The sequence below is a fragment of the Xanthomonas sp. LF06-19 genome (assembly GCF_034105425.1).
GTDB classification, from domain to species: domain Bacteria; phylum Pseudomonadota; class Gammaproteobacteria; order Xanthomonadales; family Xanthomonadaceae; genus Xanthomonas_A; species Xanthomonas_A sontii.
Genome location: NZ_JAXGGH010000014.1, coordinates 1 through 21,353, shown reverse-complemented (window position 1 = coordinate 21,353; position 21,353 = coordinate 1). Strand labels below are relative to the sequence as shown.

Genomic DNA, 21,353 nt, shown 5'->3' with positions numbered 1-21,353 from the left:
GGGCTCCAGAGGGGAGTACGCATCACCATGCCGCGTTACGAGATGCTCAACAACATCGCCCATCGCGACCTGCGCGTGGCCACCGACTTCGGGCCGGAGTTCGGCGACGCGGTGGGCATGGTGCCGGCCTACCCCAGCGAGTACGCGGAGCTGCAGCGGGAATACCCGATTTTCCTGCGCAAGGATCCAGCGACGGGGGAGTGGCAGTCCGTTGCGTTGCTGGGGTTCGAGCAGCACGAAAACCTGTTCCTGCAGGACCGGCGCTGGATGGCCTCCTATCTCCCAGGAGCGGCGGCCAAGGGGCCGTTCCTGATCGGCTTCCAGGAGCAGCGCATCGATGGCGTGCCGACCCAGGACGCGGTGCTGCACGTGGACATGGAGCATCCGCGGGTGACGGCGATGCAGGGCGAGCCGGTGTTCCTGCCGCAGGGCGGCAACACGCCCTATCTCGACCACATCGCCACGGTGCTGCGCGGCATCCACGAGGGCAGTGCCTTCGGTGCGGACATGTTCGCCGCGCTCCATGCACACGGCTTGATCCAGCCGGTGGCGCTCGACGTGCAGCTCGATGCGCAGCATCGGGTGGGCGTCAACGGCCTGCATGCGATCGACCGTGAGCGCCTGGCCCAACTGGACGGCGTCGCGCTGGCCGCGCTCAACCGCGCCGGCTATCTGGAAGGCGCGTATCTGATGCTGGCCTCGCTGCACAACATGCGCCGCCTGATCGCCGAGAAGCAGCGACGCCTGCGCCTGCAGGATGCCGCCGGCGCGGCAGGCAGGAACTGAGCGTGCCGGACGGCGCAGCCATGCGGACACTGGAAGGCGTGCAACCCACTGCATTGCCACTGCAGGCGCTGGTGGCGGCCGGGGAGCCGGTGGTGTTACGCGGCATCGCGCGCGACTGGGGACTGGTGCAGGCCGGGCTGCGTTCCACGCAGGACGCAATGGCCTACCTGCGCGGGTTCGATGCGGGCGTGCCGGTGCCGTATTCCTTCGGCGAACCCGGGATCGAGGGACGCCCGTTCTACAACGCCGAGTTCACCGCGTTGAATTTCGAGGTCCGCCGCGGACCGCTCACGCAGGTGCTGGAGGCGATCGCCGCGACCTTCGAGGATCCGCGGCCGCCCACCTACTATGTCGCGTCGCTGCCGATCGCGCGGGCGCTGCCGGGTTTCGCGCAGGCCAACGATGCTGGCCTGGCCGGGCAGGGCATCGATGCGCCGCCGAGCATCTGGATCGGCAACCGGGTCACGGCGTCCTGCCATTTCGACACGCCGGACAACCTGGCCTGCTGTGCGGTGGGCCGGCGCCACTTCACCCTGTTTCCGCCCGAGCAGATCGACAACCTGTATCCGGGGCCGCTGGAGCCGACGCCGGGCGGCCAGGTGGTCAGCGTGGTGGATGTCGACCGCCCCGACTTCGCGCGTTATCCGCGTTTCCGCGATGCGCTGGCCAGCGCGCGGCACGTCGAGCTGGAGCCGGGCGATGCGCTGTTCATCCCCAGCATGTGGTGGCACCACGTACGCAGCCTCGCGCCGTTCAACGTGCTGGTGAACTACTGGTGGCGCAGTGCGCCGGCCTTCCTGCCCTCGCCGCTGACGGCGCTGCAGCACGCGATGTGGGCGCTGCGCGATCTGCCGGCGCGCGAGAAACAGGCCTGGGCCAAGCTCTTCGATTACTACGTGTTCGGCCCCGGCGAATGTGCAGGCCAGCACCTGCCCGAGGCCGCGCGGGGCGAACTGGCGCCATTCGACGAGGCACGGGCGCGCCGCGCGCGCGCGCAGTTGCTGGCGCGGCTGAATCGCTGATGGGAGCATCACCTTGAACCTTGCCACCACAACGGACGGACGCATCCGCAAGGTCGTCATCGCCGGCGGCGGCACCGCGGGCTGGCTGGCCGGCTGCGCGCTGGCCCACCAGTTCCGCGATCGCCTGGACATCACCCTGGTGGAGTCCGAGCAGATCGGCACGGTGGGCGTCGGCGAGTCGACCGTGCCGCCGATCCGCACCTTCCACCGCTTCCTGCAGATCGACGAGCAGGAGTTCCTGCGCGCCGTCGCCGGCACGTTCAAGCTGTCGATCTCGTTCGAGCACTGGCGCCGCCCCGGCGATCGCTTCATCCATCCGTTCGGCACCATCGGGCAGGGCACCTGGGCCACGCCGTTCCATCATTTCTGGCTGGACAGCCTGCGCCGCGGCATGCCGTCGGACCTGGGCGACTTCTGCCTGGAAAGCGTCGCCTCGCGTGCGGACCGGTTCTCGCTGGAGACCCAGCCGCAGGTCAACTACGCCTATCACTTCGATGCCGCGCTCTATGCCAAGTTCCTGCGCAAGAAGGCCGAAGGCCATGGCCTGCGCCGGGTGGAAGGGCAGATCCGCGAGGTGCGGCAGCATGCGCACGACGGCTCCGTCGCCTCGCTGCTGCTGGAAGATGGGCAGCTCATCGAGGGCGATCTGTTCATCGACTGCACCGGCTTCCGTGGCCTGCTGACCGAGCAGACCCTGCACACCGGCTACGAGGACTGGCGCGAGTGGTTGCCCAGCGATCGCGCCGTCGCGGTGCAGACCGAGGCGGTCGCGCCGCCGGTGCCGTATACCCGTGCCATCGCGCACGAGGCCGGGTGGCGCTGGCATATCGCGCTGCAGCACCGGGTCGGGTGCGGGCTGGTGTTCTCCAGCCGGCACCTGTCCGACGACGAGGCGCACGCCAAGCTGCTGCGCGACGTCGACGGCCCGCCGCTGCGCGACCCGTGGCTGGTGCCGTTCCGCAGCGGGCGCAGGTTGCAGGCGTGGAACAGGAACGTGGTGGCGCTGGGCCTGGCCAGCGGCTTCATCGAGCCGCTGGAATCGACCAGCATCCACCTGACCATCAGCGCGGTGGTGCGCTTGATCCAGTTGTTTCCTCACGACGGCATCAGCCCGGCGCTTGTGGAGCTGTACAACACGGTCAGCCGCCAGGAGATGGAACACGTACGCGATTTCATCATCCTGCACTACCACGCCACCCAGCGCGACGAGCCGATGTGGAAAGCGTGCCGCGAGATGGCGCTGCCCGAGTCGCTGGCGATTCGGCTGCGCGCCTGGCGCGAGCGGGCGCACGCCTGGCAGGACCCGGGCGAACTGTTCCGCGTGGACTCCTGGACCAGCGTGTTGCTGGGGCAGGGCATCCAGCCGGGACCGCCGCATCCGCTGGCCGCCGCCATCGGCGATGCGGATCTGCGCACGCTGCTGACGCGGATCCGGCAGCCGCTGCAGCAGGCCAGCGCGGCGATGCCGTCGCAGGCGGAGTTCATCGAACGCTACTGCAAGGCGACCCCGGACGTCTGGCAGCGGAGCGTATCCCTGGCGTAACGGCACACACGCTGTCGTCCAAAAATGATAGCGCTAACGAAAAGGCGGTACGACGTGGAAGAAAGGGAACTGGTAGCCGGAATCGATGCGGGAACGCAGAGCCTGAAGGTCGTGGTCTACGACCCGGTCGGGCGCAGCGTCGTGGCCAGCAGCAGCGCGCCGCTGGAGTTGCATTCCGCCGCCGATGGCAGCCGTGAACAACATCCGGCCGACTGGGTCGCGGCCCTGCAGGCCTGCTTCCAGGCCATCGATCCTGCGCTGCGCTCGCGCCTCTGCGCGCTGGCGGTCTCGGGCCAGCAGCATGGCTTCGTGCCGGTCGATGCGGCAGGCGAGGTGCTGGCACCGGCCAAGCTGTGGTGCGACACCAGCACCTCGGCCGAGTGCGTGCAGATCATGGACGCGCTCGGCGGCGCGGCGCGCACCATCGCACTGGCGGGTAATCCGATCCTCACCGGTTACACCGCCTCCAAGCTGCCGTGGACCAAGACGCACCGGCCCGACGCCTACGCGCGCCTCGCCACCATTCTGCTGCCGCACGACTACCTCAACTTCGTGCTGACCGGCCAGCGCTTCTGCGAATACGGCGATGCGTCGGGCACGGGCTGGCTGGACGTGCGCACGCGCACCTGGTCGACCGAGTTGCTGCGCGCCACCGATCCGCAGCGCGACCTGGCGGACTGCCTGCCGCGCCTGGCCGCAACCGATGCCCTGTTCGACATCGACCCGGCCGCGGCCAACTTGCTCGGTGTGCCGGCGACGCTGAAGGTCGCCGTCGGCGGCGGCGACAACATGATGGCGGCCATCGGCACCGGCTGCGTCGTGCCCGGCCGCCTGGCGATGAGTCTGGGCACCTCCGGCACCCTGTTCGCCTACTCCGACACGCCGGTGGTCGACCCGGACGGCGCGTGGGCCGCGTTCTGCTCCTCCACCGGCGGCTGGTTGCCGCTGATCTGCACCATGAACTGCACCGTGGCGACCGAGCAGGTCGCCGCCGCGTTCGGCTTCAGCACCCGCGACGGCGATGCGCATCTGCACGCCACCGCGCCCGGTGCCGACGGCCTGGTGATGCTGCCGTTCCTCAATGGCGAGCGCACGCCGGACCTGCCGTTGGGCAAGGGCCTGCTGGCGGGCCTGGACACGGCCAACATGACTCCGGCCCACCTCTATCGCGCGGCGATGGAAGGGGCGACGTATAGCCTGAAGTACGGCTTCGACGCCTTCGTGCGTGCCGGCATGCAGTTCGAACGCATCGTGCTGACCGGCGGCGGCAGCAACAGCGGCGCGTGGCGGCAACTGGTGGCCGATGTGTTCGGCCTGCCGGTGGACGTGCCCGCGCAGCCGGAAGGCGCGGCGTTCGGTGCGGCCTTGCAGGCGCTGTGGGCCGTGGGCCTGGCACGCGGCGATGCCGCTTCCATCGCCGACATCGCGCGACAGCATGTGGCGGTCGATCCGCAGCTGTCTGCCCGCCCGGATCCGGCGCGCACCCAGGCCTATGCCGCGGCCTATGCGCGCTTCCTGCGCCATCTCGATGCCGTCATGCCGCTGTTCCGCGGTTGATCCTCCGTTTCGCACTCCCTCCCACCACGACAGGAACCCGCACCATGCACACCCAGCCCTTTATCGGCGCCAAGGAATACTTCCCCGGCATCGGCCGCATCCCCTTCGAAGGCCGCGGCTCGGACAACCCGCTGGCCTTCAAGGTCTACGACGCGAACAAGGTCGTCGGCGGCAAGACCATGCAGGACCATCTGCGCTTCGCGGTCTGCTACTGGCACACCTTCTGCAACGCCGGGCAGGATCCGTTCGGCCCGGGCACGCGCCACTTCCCCTGGGAGGTCGGTGCGCCGCTGGCCAGCGCCGAGGCGAAAGTGGATGCGGCGTTCGAGTTCTTCACCAAGCTCGGCGTTCCGTACTGGTGCTTCCACGACATCGACCTGGCGCCGGATGCCGACGATGCCGCGCAGTACGAGAAGAACCTCAAGCACATGGTGGGCCTGGCCAAGGCGCGCCAGGACGCGACCGGCATGAAGCTGCTGTGGGGCACGGCGAATCTGTTCTCGCATCCGCGCTACATGAACGGTGCCGCGACCAATCCCGATTTCGCCGTGGTGGCGCGCGCCGCCGTGCAGGTGAAGGCGGCGCTGGAAGCGACGGTGGAACTGGGCGGCGAGCATTACGTGTTCTGGGGCGGCCGCGAAGGCTATGCCTCGCTGGTCAACACGCAGATGAAACGCGAACTGGAGCACTTCGCGCGCTTCCTGACCATGGCGCGCGACTACGGCCGCAGCATCGGCCTGAAAGGCAACTTCCTGATCGAGCCCAAGCCGATGGAGCCGATGAAGCACCAGTACGACTTCGACAGCGCGACGGTGGCGGGCTTTCTGAAGGCGCACGGCCTGGACAAGGACTTCAAGCTCAACATCGAGGCCAACCACGCCACGCTGTCCGGCCACACCTTCGAACACGACCTGCAGGTCGCTTCCGACCACGGCCTGCTGGGCAGCATCGACGCCAACCGCGGCAACGCGCAGAACGGCTGGGATACCGACCAGTTTCCGACCGATCTGTACGACACGGTCGGCGCCATGCTGGTGGTGCTGCGCCAGGGCGGCCTGGAGGGCGGCCTGAACTTCGACGCCAAGGTGCGCCGCGAGTCCACCGAACTCGAGGATCTGTTCATTGCCCACATCGGCGGCATGGATGCCTTCGCCCGCGGGCTGGAAGTGGCCCACGCGCTGCTCACCGACTCGCCCTGGGAGCAGTGGCGCCGGGAGCGCTATGCCAGCTTCGACAGTGGCGCCGGCGAGCAGTTCGCGCGCGGTGCGCTCGGCCTCGCCGAGCTGGCGGCATTGGGCGTGAAGGGCGGCGAGCCGCGGCAGATCAGCGGCCGCCAGGAGCGCTACGAGAACCTGATCAACCAGTACCTGCTGCGCTGAGCGCAGCGGCAAGGAGAGCGCCGTGACCGATACCCGTTCCACACGCCACACCGGCGCGTTGCTGGCCGCACTGCTGCTCGCGCTTGCCGTGTGCAAGGGCGACGTCCAGGCCGCGGCGCCCGCCCGCGCGGAGGCCAGCCCCTGGCCCAGCGTGACCTGGCCGCTGCCCGAGGATCCCGCGCTGGAACAGCGCCTTACCGCGCTGATCGCCACCATGACGGTGGAGGAGAAGGTCGGCCAACTGGTGCAGGGCGATATCGGCAGCCTCACCCCGGAGGACGTACGCAAATATCGCCTGGGGTCGATACTGGCCGGCGGCAATTCCGATCCCGGCGGCCGCTACGACGCCGCGCCGGCCGAATGGCTGGCGCTGGCCGATGCGTTCTATGCGGCGTCGATGGACACCTCGCATGGCGGCAAGGCGATTCCGGTGCTGTTCGGCATCGATGCCGTGCACGGGCAGAGCAACATCGTCGGCGCCACGCTGTTCCCGCACAACATCGGCCTGGGCGCGACCCGCAACCCGGCGCTGCTGCGCCGGATCGGCGAAATCACCGCGCTGGAAACCCGCGCCACCGGCATGGAGTGGACCTTCGCGCCGACCGTGGCGGTGCCGCAGGACGACCGCTGGGGACGCACCTACGAGGGCTATTCGGAATCGCCCGAGGTGGTGGCCAGCTACGCCGGTGCGATGGTCGAGGGGCTGCAGGGCAAGGTGGGTACGCCGGACTTCCTCGATGGCCGCCATGTGATCGCCTCGGTCAAGCATTTCCTGGGTGATGGCGGCACCACCGACGGCCGCGACCAGGGCGACACCAAAATCGGCGAAGCCGAGCTGGTCCGCATCCACGCCGCGGGCTATCCGCCGGCCATCGCCGCCGGCGCGCAGACCGCGATGGCCTCGTTCAACAGCGTCAACGGCGAAAAGATGCACGGTCACAAGACCTACCTGACCGACGCGCTGAAGGGGCGCATGCACTTCGGCGGCTTCGTGGTCGGCGACTGGAACGGTCACGGACAGGTCAAGGGCTGCACGCCCACCGACTGCCCGGCCACCATCAACGCCGGCCTGGACATGGCCATGGCCTCGGACAGTTGGAAGGGCTTCTACACCACCGCGCTGGCGGCGGCGAAGAACGGCACCATCTCGCAACAGCGCCTGGACGATGCGGTACGCCGGATCCTGCGGGTCAAGATGCGGCTGGGTCTGTTCGAGGCGGGCAAGCCGTCGGCGCGCGCGGTCGGTGGGCAGTTCGCGCTGATCGGCGCGCCGGCGCATCGCGCGGTGGCACGGCAGGCGGTACGCGAGTCGCTGGTGCTGTTGAAGAACCAGGGCGGTCTGCTGCCGCTGTCGCCGAAGCAGCGCATCCTGGTGGCCGGCGACGGCGCCAATGACGTCGGCAAGCAGGCCGGCGGCTGGACGCTGAACTGGCAGGGCACCGGCACCACCCGCAAGGACTTCCCGAATGCGGACACCATCTACGAAGGTTTCGCGCAGCAGGCCAAGGCCGCAGGCGGCGAGGCCGTGCTGGCGGTCGACGGCACGTACACGACCAGGCCGGACGTCGCGGTGGTGGTGTTCGGCGAGAATCCCTACGCGGAGTTCCAGGGCGATCGGCCGACCCTGGCCTACAAGCCGGGCGACGACACCGACCTGGCGCTGATCAAGCGGCTCAAGGCCGACGGCATTCCTGTGGTCGCGGTGTTTCTCAGCGGGCGACCGCTGTGGGTCAACCGCGAACTCAACGCGGCCGATGCCTTCGTGGCGGCGTGGCTGCCCGGCTCGGAAGGCGCGGGTATCGCCGACGTGTTGCTGCGCACCGCGCAGGGCGGCGTGCAGCACGACTTCAAGGGCAAGTTGAGTTTCAGTTGGCCGCGCACGGCCACGCAATACGCCAACAACGTGGGGCAGAAGGGCTACGACCCACTGTTCGCCTTCGGCTACGGCCTGCGCTATGCCGACAATGGCAACCTGGCCAGGTTGCCGGAAGTCTCCGGCCTCACCGGCAACGAAGCTGCGGCCGGCGTGTTCTTCGCCCGCGGCGCGGCCGGCCCGGGCATGGCCTTGCGCCTGGAAGGGGCCAATGGACAGGGCGTGACCGTCACCCGCGTGCCGGAATCGCTCGATGGCGCGCTGCTCAAGGTCACCGGCGTGGACCACCTGGCGCAGGAGGATGGCCGCCGCCTCGCCTGGTCGGGTGGACGCGAGGCGGTGGTCGCGCTGCAGTCGCATACGCCGCTGGACCTGCAGCGCGAGAGCAACGGCGACCTGATGCTGGTGACCACGCTGCGCGTGGACGCCGCCCCGCAAGGCGAGGCGTGGCTGGCGGTCGGCTGCGGCAGCGGCTGCGCCGCGCGGGTGGCGATCGGGCCGACGCTGACAGCCCTGCCGGTCGGCCAGTGGAAGCGCGTGGGCGTGCCGCTCAAGTGCCTGGCGGCAGCCGGCGCGGATCTGAGCAAGCTGGATCGTCCGTGGGCATTGACCACGGCGGGCGCGATGACGCTGTCGGTGTCGCGGGTCGCGCTCGGCGCATTGAACGAAGCGGAGAGCACTGTCGCATGCCCGAGTGCGTGAGCCTGCGTGCTGCGTCAGCGCCCCTTGGGTGGGCCGGCGACCGAACCGCGCAGCACCAGCCGGTGCGGGACCACGTGGTCGCTGGACATGCGTGTGTCGTCGCGCTTGCGGCGGATGCTGCGCAGCAGGATGTCGATGGCGGCATCGGCCATCGAGGCGATCGGTTGGTGGATGGTGGTGAGCTCCGGCCACACGGTGGTGGCGGCCGAGGTGTCGTCGAAGCCGACCACCGACAGGTCGCGCGGCACTTCCAGGCCGCGCCGGTGCGCCACGGAGATCGCCGCCGCGCCCATGTCGTCGTTGCTGGCGAAGATCGCGGTCGGCGGCCGCCGCTGCGACAGCAGCTTTTCGGCGGCGGCCAACCCCGAGCGGTAGGTGTAGTCGCCCTGCTGGACCAGGCCGGGTTCGACCTTCAGCCCGGCCTCCTGCAGCGCGGTGACGAAGCCCTCGTAGCGCCGCGCACTGGCGCTGAGGTCCTGGCGCCCGCGGATGAAGCCGATGCGCCGGTGGCCGTGCTGGATCAGGTGTTCGGCCATCTCCTTGCCGGCATGGAAGTCGTCGATGCGCACGCAGGAGATCGCGTCGCTGAGGCGCCCGGCGGCGATCGCGATCACCGGGATGCCGGCCTTCACCAGTTCGCTCACCGCCGCCTGCGATTCGCACAACGGCGGCGGCAGGATCACGCCATCCACGCGCCCGCCCAGGGCGCGCGCGGCCTTGCGCTCGGCATCGGGGTCCAGGTCTTCCCAGTAGTGGATGACCAACTGGATGGCGGCGTTGGAGGCGACGCGCAGCAGGCCGACCAGCAGCTCGCGCAGGTAGGCGCCGCTGGGATTGGTGTAGATCAGGGCGATGCGTGTGTGCTGCGCGGCGGCCAGCGAACTGGCGGCCAGGTTGGGCGTGTAACCCAGTTCGCGCACCGCGCGCATCACGCGCTCGCGGGTGGCATCGCGCACCTTGCCCTGGTTGATCGCGCGCGACACGGTCATCGGCGAAACCCCGGCCAAGGCCGCCACCTCGTCGATCGTCACCCCGCTGGTCTTGCGGCGGACCGCTTTCTTCGGCTTGTCCAAAACGCGTTCCCTTTGTTGTTCCTGACGCTGCCGCGCCGCGGGTACGCCGTCAGCTTACAAGGTTTGCTGGCGGCGCTTGGCTGCCGTCCGCATGTCATGCGGTGTCAGTGGATGGCATGCGCTGCCATGGTGCTGATGGTCTGCGCGGGCAGCCTGCGCGCGGAGGATGGCGCTGCGCTATGGATGCGTTACCTGCCCTCGCAAGGCGCCGCACGTGCGGATGGCGCCGCCCGCCTGGACGAGGTGGTGGCGCCGGCGCGGACGCCGATGCAGCGGGTGGCGCGCGACGAGCTGGTGCGTGGCCTCACCGGCCTGCTGGGGCGCGCCCCGGCGGCGCGTGCGGCCGCAAGCGGCGGTCATGCTGTGGTGCTGGGCACGCCGCAGTCGTCGCCAGCGCTTGCGCCGTTCCGCGAGGAGATCGCGTCGCTGGGCGAGGAGGGCTACCTGCTCAAGCGCACCCGCATCGACGGGCACGCGGTGGTGCTGGTGGCAGGACGCCGGGACATCGGTGTGCTGTATGGCGTGTTCCATCTGCTGCGCCTGCTGCAGACCGGCGCGTCGCTCGAAGCGCTCGCGGTGCGCGAGTCGCCACGGATCCGGCTGCGCGTGCTCGACCATTGGGACGACCTGGACGGCCACGTCGAGCGCGGCTATGCGGGCCGCTCGCTGTGGGACTGGCAGAGCCTGCCGGAATGGCGCGACCCGCGTTACACCGACTACGCGCGCACCAATGCCTCGATCGGCATCAACGGCACCGTGCTCAACAATGTCAACGCCAATGCGCAGAGCCTGGCGCCGGCCTACCTCGACAAGGCGGCGGCGCTGGCGGACGTGTTCCGGCCCTACGGCATCCGCGTCTACCTGAGCGCACGCTTCAGCGCCCCCATCGAACTGGGGGGATTGAACACCGCCGATCCGCGCGACCCGGCCGTGCAGCGCTGGTGGCGCGACAAGGCCGACGAGATCTATGCGCGCATTCCGGATTTCGGCGGCTTCCTGGTCAAGGCCAATTCGGAAGGTCAGCCGGGCCCGCAGGACTATGGCCGTTCGCACGCCGACGGCGCCAACCTGCTGGCCGATGCGCTGGCGCCGCACGGCGGCGTGGTGATGTGGCGGGCCTTCGTCTACGCCCACGACGTGCCGGTGGACCGCGCCATGCAGGCCTACACCGAGTTCGTTGGCCTCGACGGCGCCTTCCGCCCGAACGTGATCGTGCAGGTCAAGAACGGGCCCATCGATTTCCAGCCGCGCGAGCCCTTCCATCCGCTGTTCGGCGCCATGCCGCGCACGCCGCTGATGCTGGAAGTGCAGATCACCAAGGAGTATCTCGGCTTCGCCACGCACCTGGTGTACCTGGGGCCGCTGTACGAGGACGTGCTGCAATCCGACACCCATGCCCGCGGCGCGGGATCCACGGTGGCGGACGTGGTGGATGGCACATCGGAGGGCCATGCCCTGACCGGCATCGCCGGCGTCGCCAACATCGGCAACGACCGCACCTGGAGCGGCTCGCACTTCGACCAGGCCAACTGGTACGCCTTCGGCCGTCTCGCCTGGAATCCGCGCCAATCCGCCCGCGCTATCGCCGAGGACTGGGCGGCGATGACGTTCTCGCCGGCGCCCGAGGTGGTGCAGCCGATCGTGGGGATGATGATGGGCTCGCGCGAGGCGGCGGTGAACTACATGACCCCGCTGGGCCTGCACCACCTGATGGCACGCGGCCACCACTACGGCCCCGGCCCCTGGGTGGACGGCGGCCCGCGCGCGGACTGGACCGCAGTGTATTACCACCGCGCCGACCGCGCTGGCATCGGCTTCGACCGCACTGCGCATGGCAGCAATGCGGTGAGCCAGTACGCGCCGGACGTGGCGGCCGTATATGGCGATCCGGCGCGGGTACCCGAGTCGCTGCTGCTGTGGTTCCACCACGTGCCGTGGGACCACCGCATGGCCTCCGGACGGCCGTTGTGGGACGAACTGGTCGGCCGCTATACGCAAGGCGTGCGTCAGGTGCAGGCCATGCAGGCCACCTGGGATGGACTGCGCGGCAAGGTGGATGCCGAGCGGCACGCGCAGGTGGCGGCGTTCCTGCGCATCCAGTTGCGCGAAGCGCAGTGGTGGCGCGATGCCAGCGTGGCGTACTTCCAGTCGGTCAGCGGACGGCCGTTGCCCGCGGGCGAAGCCGCGCCACCGCACCCGTTGGCCTGGTACCAGGCCCTGCAGTTTCCCTCCGCACCGGGAGATGGACGATGAAGCCGACCACGTGGACGGGCTGGTTGCTGGCGGCGGCCTTGGGGTGCAGCGCCACGCCCTGCGTGGCGCAAGACGCGGTGCCGCCGCTGTTGCATGCGCTGTTTCAGGATCACGCCGTGCTGCAGCGCGACCGGCCGATGCCGGTGTGGGGGAACGCCGCGCCGGGTGCCACGGTGTCGGTGACCTTCGCCCGCCAGTCGGTCAGCGCACGTGCCGATGCCGGCGGCCGCTGGCATGCCACGTTCAAGCCGGTCGCCGCGGGCGGTCCTTACGACATGACGGTGCGCGCGGGACAGGCGCGCCAGGTCGTGCGCGATGTGCTGGTGGGCGATGTGTGGCTGTGTTCCGGGCAGTCGAACATGGAGCTGCCGGTGTGGCGCGCGCTGGATGCGAGCCGCGAACTGGCCGCGGCCGCCGAGCCCAGTATCCGTCTGTTCACCGTGCCCAAGGCCGCGGCGGTCGCGCCGCAGGATGCGTTCCCTGCTGCGGTCGCATGGCAACCCGCGACGCTGGACACAGTGCGGGAGTTTTCGGCCGCGTGCTTCTACTTCGCGCGGGAGCTGCAGAAGACGGTCAAGGTGCCGATGGGGCTGATCCAGGCGGCCTGGGGCGGTGCGCGGATCGAGGCCTGGACCAGCGCCGAGGCGCTGCGTGCGCAGGGCGGCATGGACGAGGCGCTGGACGTGCTGGCGCTGTACGCCACCGACCCCGTCGCCGCGAGCGCACGCTGGGGTCGGCACTGGCAGCAGTGGTGGACCACGCGCGCCGGTGCCACGCCGGGCGATACGCCATGGCAGCCCGGTGCGGACCGCACCGGGTGGCAGGACCCGCCGGCGGCACTCGGCGCATGGGAGCGCTGGGGCGTGCCCGCGCTCGCTGACTACAACGGCATGGTCTGGTACCGCACGCAGATCACCCTGACCGCCGCGCAGGCGGCGCAGGGCGCACGGCTGGTGCTGGGGCCGGTCGACGAGACCGACATGACCTGGGTCAACGGCGTGGCCGTGGGCAGCCAGAACGCGCCGAGCGATCCACGCCGGTATGCGCTTGCGCCCGGCCTGTTGAAGGCGGGCAGCAACACGGTGGTCGTCAACGTGCTGGATACCTACGGCGAGGGCGGACTGGCAGGCCCCGCCAGTGCGCATGCCGTCGAATTGGCCGATGGCACGCGCATCGTCCTGGATCGGCATTGGCAGTACCGGGTCGCGCCCGATCCGCAGTCACCGCCGCTGGCGCCGTGGCATGCGGCCTCCGGTATGTCTACGCTGTACAACGGCATGATCGCGCCGCTGGGGCGTTACGGGCTGCGCGGCATGCTGTGGTACCAGGGCGAATCCAACACCGGCGACGGCGCCGCCTACGCGACGCGGCTGCGCGGCTTGCGCGACGACTGGCGCCGGCAGTTCGGCGCAAAGATGCCGCTGCTGGTGGTGCAGCTCGCCGGCTACGGCCTGCCGCCGCAGGCCCCGGTCGAGAGTGGCTGGGCGCAGGTGCGCGAGGCGCAGCGCCGTGTGGCCGCGGAAGACCCGTACAGCGGCCTCGCGGTGGCCATCGACATTGGCGATGCCTACGACATCCATCCGCCGAACAAGCAGGAACTGGGACGGCGCCTGGCGCGGGCGGCGCGCCACGTGGTCTACGGCGAACGCGCGCTGGCGCCGTCCGGCCCGATCCCCCGCACGGCAACGCGCACGCAGGGCGGAGTGCGCATCGTGTTCGACGACGTCGACGGCAGCCTGGTCACGACCGGGGCAAGCGGCCCCATCGGCTTCGAACTCTGCGATGCCCAGGCGCAGCACTGCACGTATTCCGACGCGGCGCTGGACGGGCGCACCGTCGTCCTGCGCAGTCCCCAGGTAGCCGCCGCTGCGCGCGTGCGCTACTGCTGGGCCGATGGCCCGATCTGCACGCTGCGCGACCGTTCCGGTGCGCCGGCAGGACCATTCGAACTCGCACTGTCCGAAGGAGTTCACTGATGCGCCCGTTGCTCGCCACGGCCGTCCTGCTGTTGTCCGCTGCGCTGCAGCCGCTGTTGGCCGCGCCCGCACCGCCGGTCTATTTCGACTGGTTCGACTACGCCGGGAGCGACGCAGCCTTCGAGGCGCCGTTGCCGGCCGGGCATTACCGCAACCCGATCCTGGCCGGCTTCCACGCCGACCCGAGCATCGTGCGCGCAAACGGGCGGTTCTATCTGGTCAATTCCAGCTTCACCTACTTCCCGGGCATCCCGGTGTTCGAGAGCGTGGATCTGGTGCACTGGAAACAGATCGGCAACGTGATCGACCGGCCGACGCAAGTCGACTTCGATGGCCTGAGCGTGTCGCGCGGCATCTTCGCGCCGGCCATTTCCTATCACGACGGCGAGTTCTACGTGGTCACCACCGCCGTGGACAGCGGCGGCAACTTCATCGCCACCGCGCGCGATCCCGCTGGCCCCTGGTCGGATCCGCACTGGCTGCCGGGCATCGACGGCATCGATCCGTCGCTGTTCTTCGACGCCGACGGCCGCGTCTACCTGCTCAACAACGACGTGCCGCCCGGCGCGCCGCGCTACGACGGCCACCGCGCGATCTGGATGCAGCAACTCGACCTGGCGACCTTCACCCCGGTGGGGCCGCGCAAGGTGCTGATCGACGGCGGCGTCGAGCCGGCAAAGAATCCGATCTGGATCGAGGGGCCGCATCTGTATCGACGCGACGGCTGGTACTACCTCTCCGATGCCGAGGGCGGCACCGGACCGCAGCATTCGCAGGTGGTGCTGCGCAGCCGCGACGTGTGGGGGCCTTACCAGCCGTATGCGGGCAATCCGATCCTCACCCAGCGCGACCTGCCCGACGACCGATCGCTGCCGATCGCCAACGCCGGGCATGCGGATATTGTGGAAGGGCCGGACGGTTCCTGGTGGGCGGTGTTCCTGGCCAGCCGCACCTACGACGTGCGCCACTACAACACCGGGCGCGAGACCTACCTGCTGCCGGTGCAGTGGCGCGACGGCTGGCCGGTGATTCTGCCGGCCGGGCAGGCCATTCCCTATGCGGTCAAGGCGCCGTCGTGGATGCAGGGCGAGGCGTCGCAGGCGCCGTCCACCGGCAACTTTGTCGAGCGCGATGAGTTCGATGCGCCGACGCTCGGCCGCGGCTGGTTGCGCGTGCGTGTGCCCAGGCAGGACTGGGCGGACCTGCGCACGCGTCCGGGAAGTCTGGCCGTGCATCCGCTGCCGGAGAACCTGGATACCTTGCGCAACCCCGCGTTCCTGGGGCGCCGCCAGCAGCATTTGCGGTTCGAGGCCAGCACCGCAATGACGCGCCCCGAAGCGGGCGTGGCGGCCGGGCTGGCGGCGTTCCAGAACGAGGACTGGTGGTACTTCCTTGGCGTACGCCGCGTGGGCCGCGATCGCGTGGTGGTGTTCCTCGAAGCGCGCGCGGGCAAGGGTGCGACCAGGACCGTTGCCAGCCGCGAAGTGGACGCGTCCACGTCGCTGCGTCTGAAGATCGCCGGCGACGCCGGCACGTATGCGTTCGCGTTCGACGCCGGCACGGGGCAGGGTTGGCAGAGCCTCGCCGACGACGTCGACGGAACCGTGTTGAGTACGGATCGTGCTGGCGGCTTCGTGGGCGCCCTGCTCGGTCCTTTCGCGCGCGACGAGCGTGCCTCCAGGAGCAAACGATGATGACGCGCAGGTCTTCCTTTCGCAGCGGTGTTCGTGGCCGCCTGTTCCGCACGCTGGCCCTGTGCGTCGCTGCCACACTGGCCTGCGCCGGCCACGCCGAAGACGCCAAGCCGTGGCAGGACACCTCGGCCAGCTTCGAAGCCCGGGCGGCGGCGCTGGTCGCGCAGATGACCCTGGAGGAGAAAGCGGGGCAGATGCAGAACGCCGCGCCGGCGATCGAGCGCCTGGGCGTGCCGGCCTACGACTGGTGGAACGAGGCGCTGCACGGCGTGGCGCGGGCCGGGCAGGCCACGGTGTTTCCGCAGGCCATCGGGCTGGCCGCCACCTTCGACGTGCCGTTGATGGGGCAGGTGGCCACCACCATCAGCGACGAGGCGCGCGCCAAGCACCACCAGTTCCTGCGCGAGGGCGCGCATGGCCGTTACCAGGGGCTGACCTTCTGGTCGCCGAACATCAACATCTTCCGCGACCCGCGCTGGGGCCGCGGCCAGGAAACCTACGGCGAGGATCCCTACCTCACCGCGCGCATGGGCGTGGCCTTCGTGCGGGGATTGCAGGGCGACGACCCGGTGTACCGCAAGCTCGACGCCACCGCCAAGCATTTCGCCGTGCACAGCGGCCCGGAGGCCGACCGCCACCACTTCGATGCGCGCCCGAGCAAGCGCGACCTCTACGACACCTACCTGCCCGCGTTCGAGGCGCTGGTGAAGGAGGGCAAGGTGGACGCGGTGATGGGCGCCTACAACCGGGTGTACGGCGAGTCCGCCAGCGCCAGCCAGTTCCTGTTGCGCGACGTGTTGCGCCGCGACTGGGGCTTCACCGGCTACGTGGTGTCGGACTGCTGGGCCATCGTCGATATCTGGAAGCATCACCATCTGGCGCCCAGTCGCGAGGCCGCCGCGGCGCTGGCAGTCAGGAACGGCACCGAACTGGAGTGCGGCCAGGAGTACGCCACGCTGCCGGCCGCGGTACGCCAGGGGCTGATCGGCGAAGCGGAGATCGACGATGCGGTGACGCGCCTGTTCGCCGCGCGCATGCGGCTGGGCATGTTCGATCCGCCCGAGCGCGTGCGCTGGGCGCGGATTCCGGCGTCGGTGAACCAGGCGCCCGCGCACGATGCGCTGGCGCTACAGGCCGCACAGGAATCGCTGGTGCTGCTGAAGAACGATGGCGTGCTGCCGCTGTCGCGCACGCTCAAGCGCATCGCCGTGGTCGGCCCGACCGCCGACGACACCATGGCCCTGCTCGGCAACTACTTCGGCACGCCGGCGGCGCCGGTGACGATCCTGCAGGGCATCCGCGACGCGGCCAAGGGCATCGAGGTGCGCTATGCGCGCGGTGTGGATCTGGTCGAAGGGCGCGACGATCCGAGCGCCACGCCACTGATCGAAGCAGCCTATCTTCGGCCCTCGGCGGACTCGCCGGAACGCGGCCTGCGCGGCGAGTATTTCCGCACGCCCGATCTGTCGGGGACGCCGGCGCTGGTGCGCACCGACGCGCAGATCGGCTTCCGCTGGGACCGCGGCTCGCCGACCGACAACCTGCTGGCCCGCGGCGAAGCGGGGCCGGGGCAGGGCATTCCCAACGATCATTTCAGCATTCGCTGGAGCGGTCAGCTGCTGCCGCCGGTTTCGGGCCGCTACCGGATCGAGGCGGCGGCCGACGACGGCTTCCGCCTCTATGTCGACGGCAAGCTGGTGCTGGATCACTGGACCGACAGCGACCGCATGCGCGCCGACGGCGTGGACCTGGAGCTGCAGGCGGGCCGCGCCTATGCGGTGAAGCTGGAGTACTACGACGCCGAGCGCGACGCGAGCGTGCGCCTGGGCTGGCGCATGCCCGGGGCGAAGCCGCCGTTCGACGAGGCGCTCGATGCCGCGCGCAACGCGGACGTGGTGGTGTTCGTCGGCGGGCTGACCGGCGATGTCGAGGGCGAAGAGATGAAGGTGGACTACCCGGGCTTCGCCGGCGGCGACCGCACCGACCTGCGCCTGCCCGCGCCGCAGCGCGCCTTGCTGGAAGCGCTGCACGCCACCGGCAAGCCGGTGGTGATGGTGCTGACCGGCGGCTCGGCGCTGGCGGTGGAGTGGGCGCAGGCGCATCTGTCGGCGATCCTGATGAGCTGGTATCCCGGGCAGCGCGGCGGCACCGCGGTGGGCCAGGCGCTGTTCGGCGAGGTCAACCCCGCCGGCCGCCTGCCGGTGACGTTCTACCGGGCGGACCAGGCGCTGCCCGCGTTCGACGACTACGCGATGGAAGGCCGCACCTACCGCTACTTCCGCGGCACGCCGCTGTATCCGTTCGGCTACGGGCTGTCGTATACGCGCTTCGACTACGGCAAGCTGCGCGTGGATGCGCCGCGCATCGCCGACGACGGACGCCTCAAGGTGCAGGTGGAGGTGGCCAATACCGGCAAGCGCGCCGGCGACGAAGTCGCGCAGCTGTACGTGCGGCGGCTGGCGGCCGCGCCCGGCGATGCGCAGCAGGCACTGCGCGGCTTCCAGCGCGTGCGCCTGGCCCCGGGCGAACGCCGGACCCTGACGTTCGAACTGGACGCGCAGCAGGCGCTGCGCCAGTACGACGAGGCGCGCGGCACCTACGTCGTGCCGGCAGGAAGCTACGAAGTACGGATCGGCGGTTCAAGCGCCGATGCCCGCGTGCGTGCGCGCTTCACCGTGGAGGCGCGCCGTGACTGAGCCCCGCAGTGCGGAGACCGCCGTGCACGTGCTGTCGGTGCGGGAGAAGCTGGGCTACAGCCTGGGCGACCTGGCAGCGAACCTGATCTTCCAGACCCTGATCACCTACCTGGCGTTCTTCTACACCGACGTGTACCGATTGCCGGCCGCCACGGCGGCGACGATCATCTTCGTGATCGGCCTGCTCGGCGCGTTCGTGTTCACCCCGCTGATCGGCATCGCCGCCGATCGCACGGCCACCCGCTGGGGCAAGTTCCGACCCTGGATCCTGTGGACGGCGATCCCGTTCGGCGTGCTGTCGCTGCTGGCCTTCAGCACGCCGGAGCTGGGCGCGCGCGGCAAGGTCGTCTACGCGTTGACCACCTATGGCCTGCTGATGCTGGTGTACGCGGCCAACAACCTGCCGTACTCCGCGCTCAGCGGCGTGCTGACCGGCAATATGGCCCAGCGCAACAGCCTGTCGGCCTACCGCTTCGTGGCGGTGATGATCGCGCAGTTCATCATCCAGGTGCTGCTGCTACCGCTGGTGCTGATCCTGGGCGACGGCGACAACGTGCGCGGCTTCGAGCGCCTGATGACGGTGTTCGCGGTGGTGGGCACGCTGTTCTTCCTGATCACCTTCGCCACCACCCGCGAGCGCATCGTCCCGGCCAAGGAACAGAGCGCTGGCGTGCTGCAGGACCTGTCCGACCTGCTGCACAACCGGCCGTGGAAGGTGATGCTGGCGCTGACCGTGCTGGTCTTCGTCAACCTGGCGCTGAAGGGCGGCACCTACATCTACTACTTCCAGTACTACCTGAGCGAGGCCGCGCTGGCGGGCTTTCTCGATGCCTCCGGTTTCAACGGCTTCATCGGCGGGGTGAATGCGCTGCTCGGCGGCTGGGGCCTGTCCGGCTTCACTTGGCCGCAGGATGCGGCGACCTCGGCGTTCAGCCTGTTCAACGCCTGCGGCATCCTGTGCATGATCCTGGGCATCGGCTTCTCGCGGCGGCTGGCCGACCGCTTCGGCAAGCGCGATGCCTTTGGCGGCGCGCTGCTGGTCTCCACTCTGTTCCTGCTGGTGTTCTACGTCCTGCCGCCCACTGCGATCGGCGTGGCCTTCGGCGCCTTCATGCTGCACGGCTTCTGCTACGGCATCACCATCCCCTTGCTGTGGGCGATGATCGCCGACGTCGCCGACTACTCCGAGTGGAAGAACCATCGCCGCGCCACCGCGATCATCTTCTCGGCGATGCTGTGCGGACTGAAGATCGGGCTCAGTATCGGCGGCGCGCTGGTCGCCGGCATCCTCGCGCACCACGGCTACCAGGCGGGCGCCGAACAACAGCCGCAGGCCGTGGTGGACGGCATCCGCCTGACCGTGAGCGTCTACAGCGCCATTCCGTTCTTGGTCGCGGTGGCGCTGCTGTGCTTCTACCGGATCGACAAGCGCATGGAACGTCGCATCGAACACCACCTGCAGGCGCGGCGCCAGGGCAGCGACCTCGACCACCTCGCGGCGCACGCCGTCTCGCAACCGCTGGTCACCCACATTTACACGGCCGATCCGTCGGCCCATGTGTTCGAGGGGCGCCTGTACATCTATCCGTCGCACGACATCGACAGCGGTGCGCCGTTCGACGACGACGGCGGCCACTTCGGCATGGAGGACTACCACGTGCTGCGCATGGACGCGCCGGAAGGCGCGGTCACCGAGTGCGGCGTTGCCCTGCATGTGCGCGACGTGCCTTGGGCCAGCCGGCAGATGTGGGCGCCGGACGCGGCGGCACGCGACGGGCGCTATTACCTTTACTTCCCCGCCAAGGACGCGCACGGCCTGTTCCGCATCGGCGTAGCGGTGGCCGATCGCCCGGAAGGCCCGTTCGCCGCCGAACCCGAGCCGATCGCGGGCACCTATTCGATCGACCCGGCCGTGTTCGAGGACGACGACGGCGCGCACTACCTGTGCTTCGGCGGCATCTGGGGCGGGCAGTTGCAGAAGTACCGCGACGATCGCTTCGATGCGGCGCACGTCGAGCCTGTCGGCGATGAACCGGCGCTGGGGCCGCGCATCGCCAGGCTCGACCCCGGCATGACGCAGCTGGCGGAGCGCACACGCGAAATCGTCATCCTCGACGAACACTGCCAGCCGCTGCGTGCCGACGACCACGCGCGCCGCTTCTTCGAGGGACCGTGGCTGCACAAGGATCAGGGCCGGTATTACCTGTCGTATTCCACCGGCGATACGCACCTGCTGTGCTATGCCATCGGCGACAGTCCGTATGGCCCGTTCACCTATCGCGGCGTGCTGTTGAAGCCGGTGGTGGGCTGGACCACGCACCACTCCATCTGCGCGTTCCAGGGGCGCTGGTACCTGTTCTACCACGACGCCCTGTTGTCCGGCGGCGTGACCCACCTGCGCTCGGTCAAGTGCACGCCGCTGCACGTCGAGCCGGACGGGAGCATTCGCACTGTCGATCCCTATGGTGGCTGAAAGGCCGTGGTCTAGTGACACTGCGCCGCCTGCGGCGTTGGCGGGTGGCGCATTGGCCTCCTCTAGGCGTCGGCTGCCATGCAGCCGAGGCGAGCGAAGGGCTATGCATCCGATGGCGCAATGCGTCGGGACTGAAGTCCCTCCCACCGTGCACCCGGCAGGCTCGCCGCAAACTCCTGTGGGAGCGACTTCAGGGCACCTCGAACAACCTGCCACGACCTGGAGCCAGGTGTAGCATCTGTCGCAACGGCACCAGAGCGGCGCTTGATCGTGATGGTTGGGAGGCTGAGGTGGCCGCTGGGCTACCTCAGCCGATCACGCTGGCG

12 protein-coding genes and 1 pseudogene are annotated in these 21,353 nt (G+C 69.6%); 12 read left to right on the top strand and 1 reads right to left on the bottom strand.

Annotated features, from left to right (window positions below):
* Positions 1 to 27: 27 nt before the first annotated feature.
* From SLW55_RS19830 to SLW55_RS19805, 6 genes are all read left to right on the top strand, one after another.
* On the top strand, positions 28 to 786 hold the full coding sequence (locus SLW55_RS19830) for a SapC family protein (RefSeq protein ID WP_267085031.1): 759 nt from the start codon (positions 28 to 30) through the stop codon (positions 784 to 786).
* A 20-nt stretch (positions 787 to 806) separates the two neighbouring features.
* The gene (locus SLW55_RS19825; protein ID WP_320745606.1) at positions 807 to 1,808 is read left to right on the top strand and encodes a cupin-like domain-containing protein; all 1,002 of its coding nucleotides are present in this window, start codon (positions 807 to 809) and stop codon (positions 1,806 to 1,808) included.
* 13 nt (positions 1,809 to 1,821) lie between these two features.
* On the top strand, positions 1,822 to 3,351 hold the full coding sequence (locus tag SLW55_RS19820; protein ID WP_295930110.1) for a tryptophan halogenase family protein: 1,530 nt from the start codon (positions 1,822 to 1,824) through the stop codon (positions 3,349 to 3,351).
* A 54-nt stretch (positions 3,352 to 3,405) separates the two neighbouring features.
* Positions 3,406 to 4,908 carry a xylulokinase gene (gene xylB / locus SLW55_RS19815; RefSeq protein WP_320745605.1) on the top strand — a complete coding sequence of 501 codons (1,503 nt, stop codon included), beginning with the start codon at positions 3,406 to 3,408 and terminating at the stop codon, positions 4,906 to 4,908.
* 44 nt (positions 4,909 to 4,952) lie between these two features.
* Positions 4,953 to 6,287: a xylose isomerase gene (xylA, locus tag SLW55_RS19810; RefSeq protein WP_320745604.1), complete on the top strand. Its 1,335-nt coding sequence runs from the start codon at positions 4,953 to 4,955 to the stop codon at positions 6,285 to 6,287.
* An 88-nt stretch (positions 6,288 to 6,375) separates the two neighbouring features.
* Complete coding sequence (locus tag SLW55_RS19805) at positions 6,376 to 8,862, top strand: exo 1,3/1,4-beta-D-glucan glucohydrolase (protein ID WP_267094118.1); 2,487 nt, start codon at positions 6,376 to 6,378, stop codon at positions 8,860 to 8,862.
* A 14-nt stretch (positions 8,863 to 8,876) separates the two neighbouring features.
* On the opposite strand, the gene SLW55_RS19800 is transcribed toward SLW55_RS19805, so the two are convergent.
* Complete coding sequence (locus SLW55_RS19800; protein WP_017913380.1) at positions 8,877 to 9,935, bottom strand: LacI family DNA-binding transcriptional regulator; 1,059 nt, start codon at positions 9,933 to 9,935, stop codon at positions 8,877 to 8,879.
* A gap of 111 nt (positions 9,936 to 10,046) precedes the next feature.
* Here SLW55_RS19800 and SLW55_RS19795 point away from each other — a divergent pair, with 111 nt between their 5' ends.
* From SLW55_RS19795 to SLW55_RS19770, 6 genes and pseudogenes are all read left to right on the top strand, one after another.
* Complete coding sequence (locus SLW55_RS19795) at positions 10,047 to 12,188, top strand: alpha-glucuronidase family glycosyl hydrolase (protein WP_267116834.1); 2,142 nt, start codon at positions 10,047 to 10,049, stop codon at positions 12,186 to 12,188.
* Positions 12,185 to 14,164 (top strand): sialate O-acetylesterase, encoded by a 1,980-nt coding sequence (locus tag SLW55_RS19790; RefSeq protein WP_267116835.1) that lies wholly within the window; start codon positions 12,185 to 12,187, stop codon positions 14,162 to 14,164. The genes SLW55_RS19795 and SLW55_RS19790 overlap by 4 nt, the downstream gene beginning before the upstream one ends.
* Positions 14,164 to 15,858 carry a glycoside hydrolase family 43 protein gene (locus SLW55_RS19785; protein WP_320745603.1) on the top strand — a complete coding sequence of 565 codons (1,695 nt, stop codon included), beginning with the start codon at positions 14,164 to 14,166 and terminating at the stop codon, positions 15,856 to 15,858. Before SLW55_RS19790 ends, SLW55_RS19785 begins: the two co-directional genes overlap by 1 nt.
* A gap of 77 nt (positions 15,859 to 15,935) precedes the next feature.
* Positions 15,936 to 18,554 carry a glycoside hydrolase family 3 protein gene (locus tag SLW55_RS19780; RefSeq protein WP_295941821.1) on the top strand — a complete coding sequence of 873 codons (2,619 nt, stop codon included), beginning with the start codon at positions 15,936 to 15,938 and terminating at the stop codon, positions 18,552 to 18,554.
* Positions 18,555 to 18,576: 22 nt separating this feature from the next.
* Positions 18,577 to 20,037 (top strand): annotated as a pseudogene (locus SLW55_RS19775) (MFS transporter); the annotation flags it as partial.
* The gene (locus tag SLW55_RS19770; RefSeq protein WP_320745618.1) at positions 20,011 to 21,027 is read left to right on the top strand and encodes a glycoside hydrolase family 43 protein; all 1,017 of its coding nucleotides are present in this window, start codon (positions 20,011 to 20,013) and stop codon (positions 21,025 to 21,027) included. The pseudogene SLW55_RS19775 and the gene SLW55_RS19770, both read left to right, overlap by 27 nt.
* Positions 21,028 to 21,353 lie beyond the last annotated feature (326 nt).

Excerpts from the sequence above, each read along its gene's own strand:
- SLW55_RS19830 (WP_267085031.1), top strand. The coding sequence starts at position 28 with ATGCCGCGTTACGAGATGCTCAACAACATCGCCCATCGCGACCTGCGC.
- SLW55_RS19825 (WP_320745606.1), top strand. The coding sequence starts at position 807 with ATGCGGACACTGGAAGGCGTGCAACCCACTGCATTGCCACTGCAGGCG.
- xylA (WP_320745604.1), top strand. The coding sequence starts at position 4,953 with ATGCACACCCAGCCCTTTATCGGCGCCAAGGAATACTTCCCCGGCATC.
- SLW55_RS19795 (WP_267116834.1), top strand. The coding sequence starts at position 10,047 with ATGGCATGCGCTGCCATGGTGCTGATGGTCTGCGCGGGCAGCCTGCGC.
- SLW55_RS19790 (WP_267116835.1), top strand. The coding sequence starts at position 12,185 with ATGAAGCCGACCACGTGGACGGGCTGGTTGCTGGCGGCGGCCTTGGGG.
- SLW55_RS19785 (WP_320745603.1), top strand. The coding sequence starts at position 14,164 with ATGCGCCCGTTGCTCGCCACGGCCGTCCTGCTGTTGTCCGCTGCGCTG.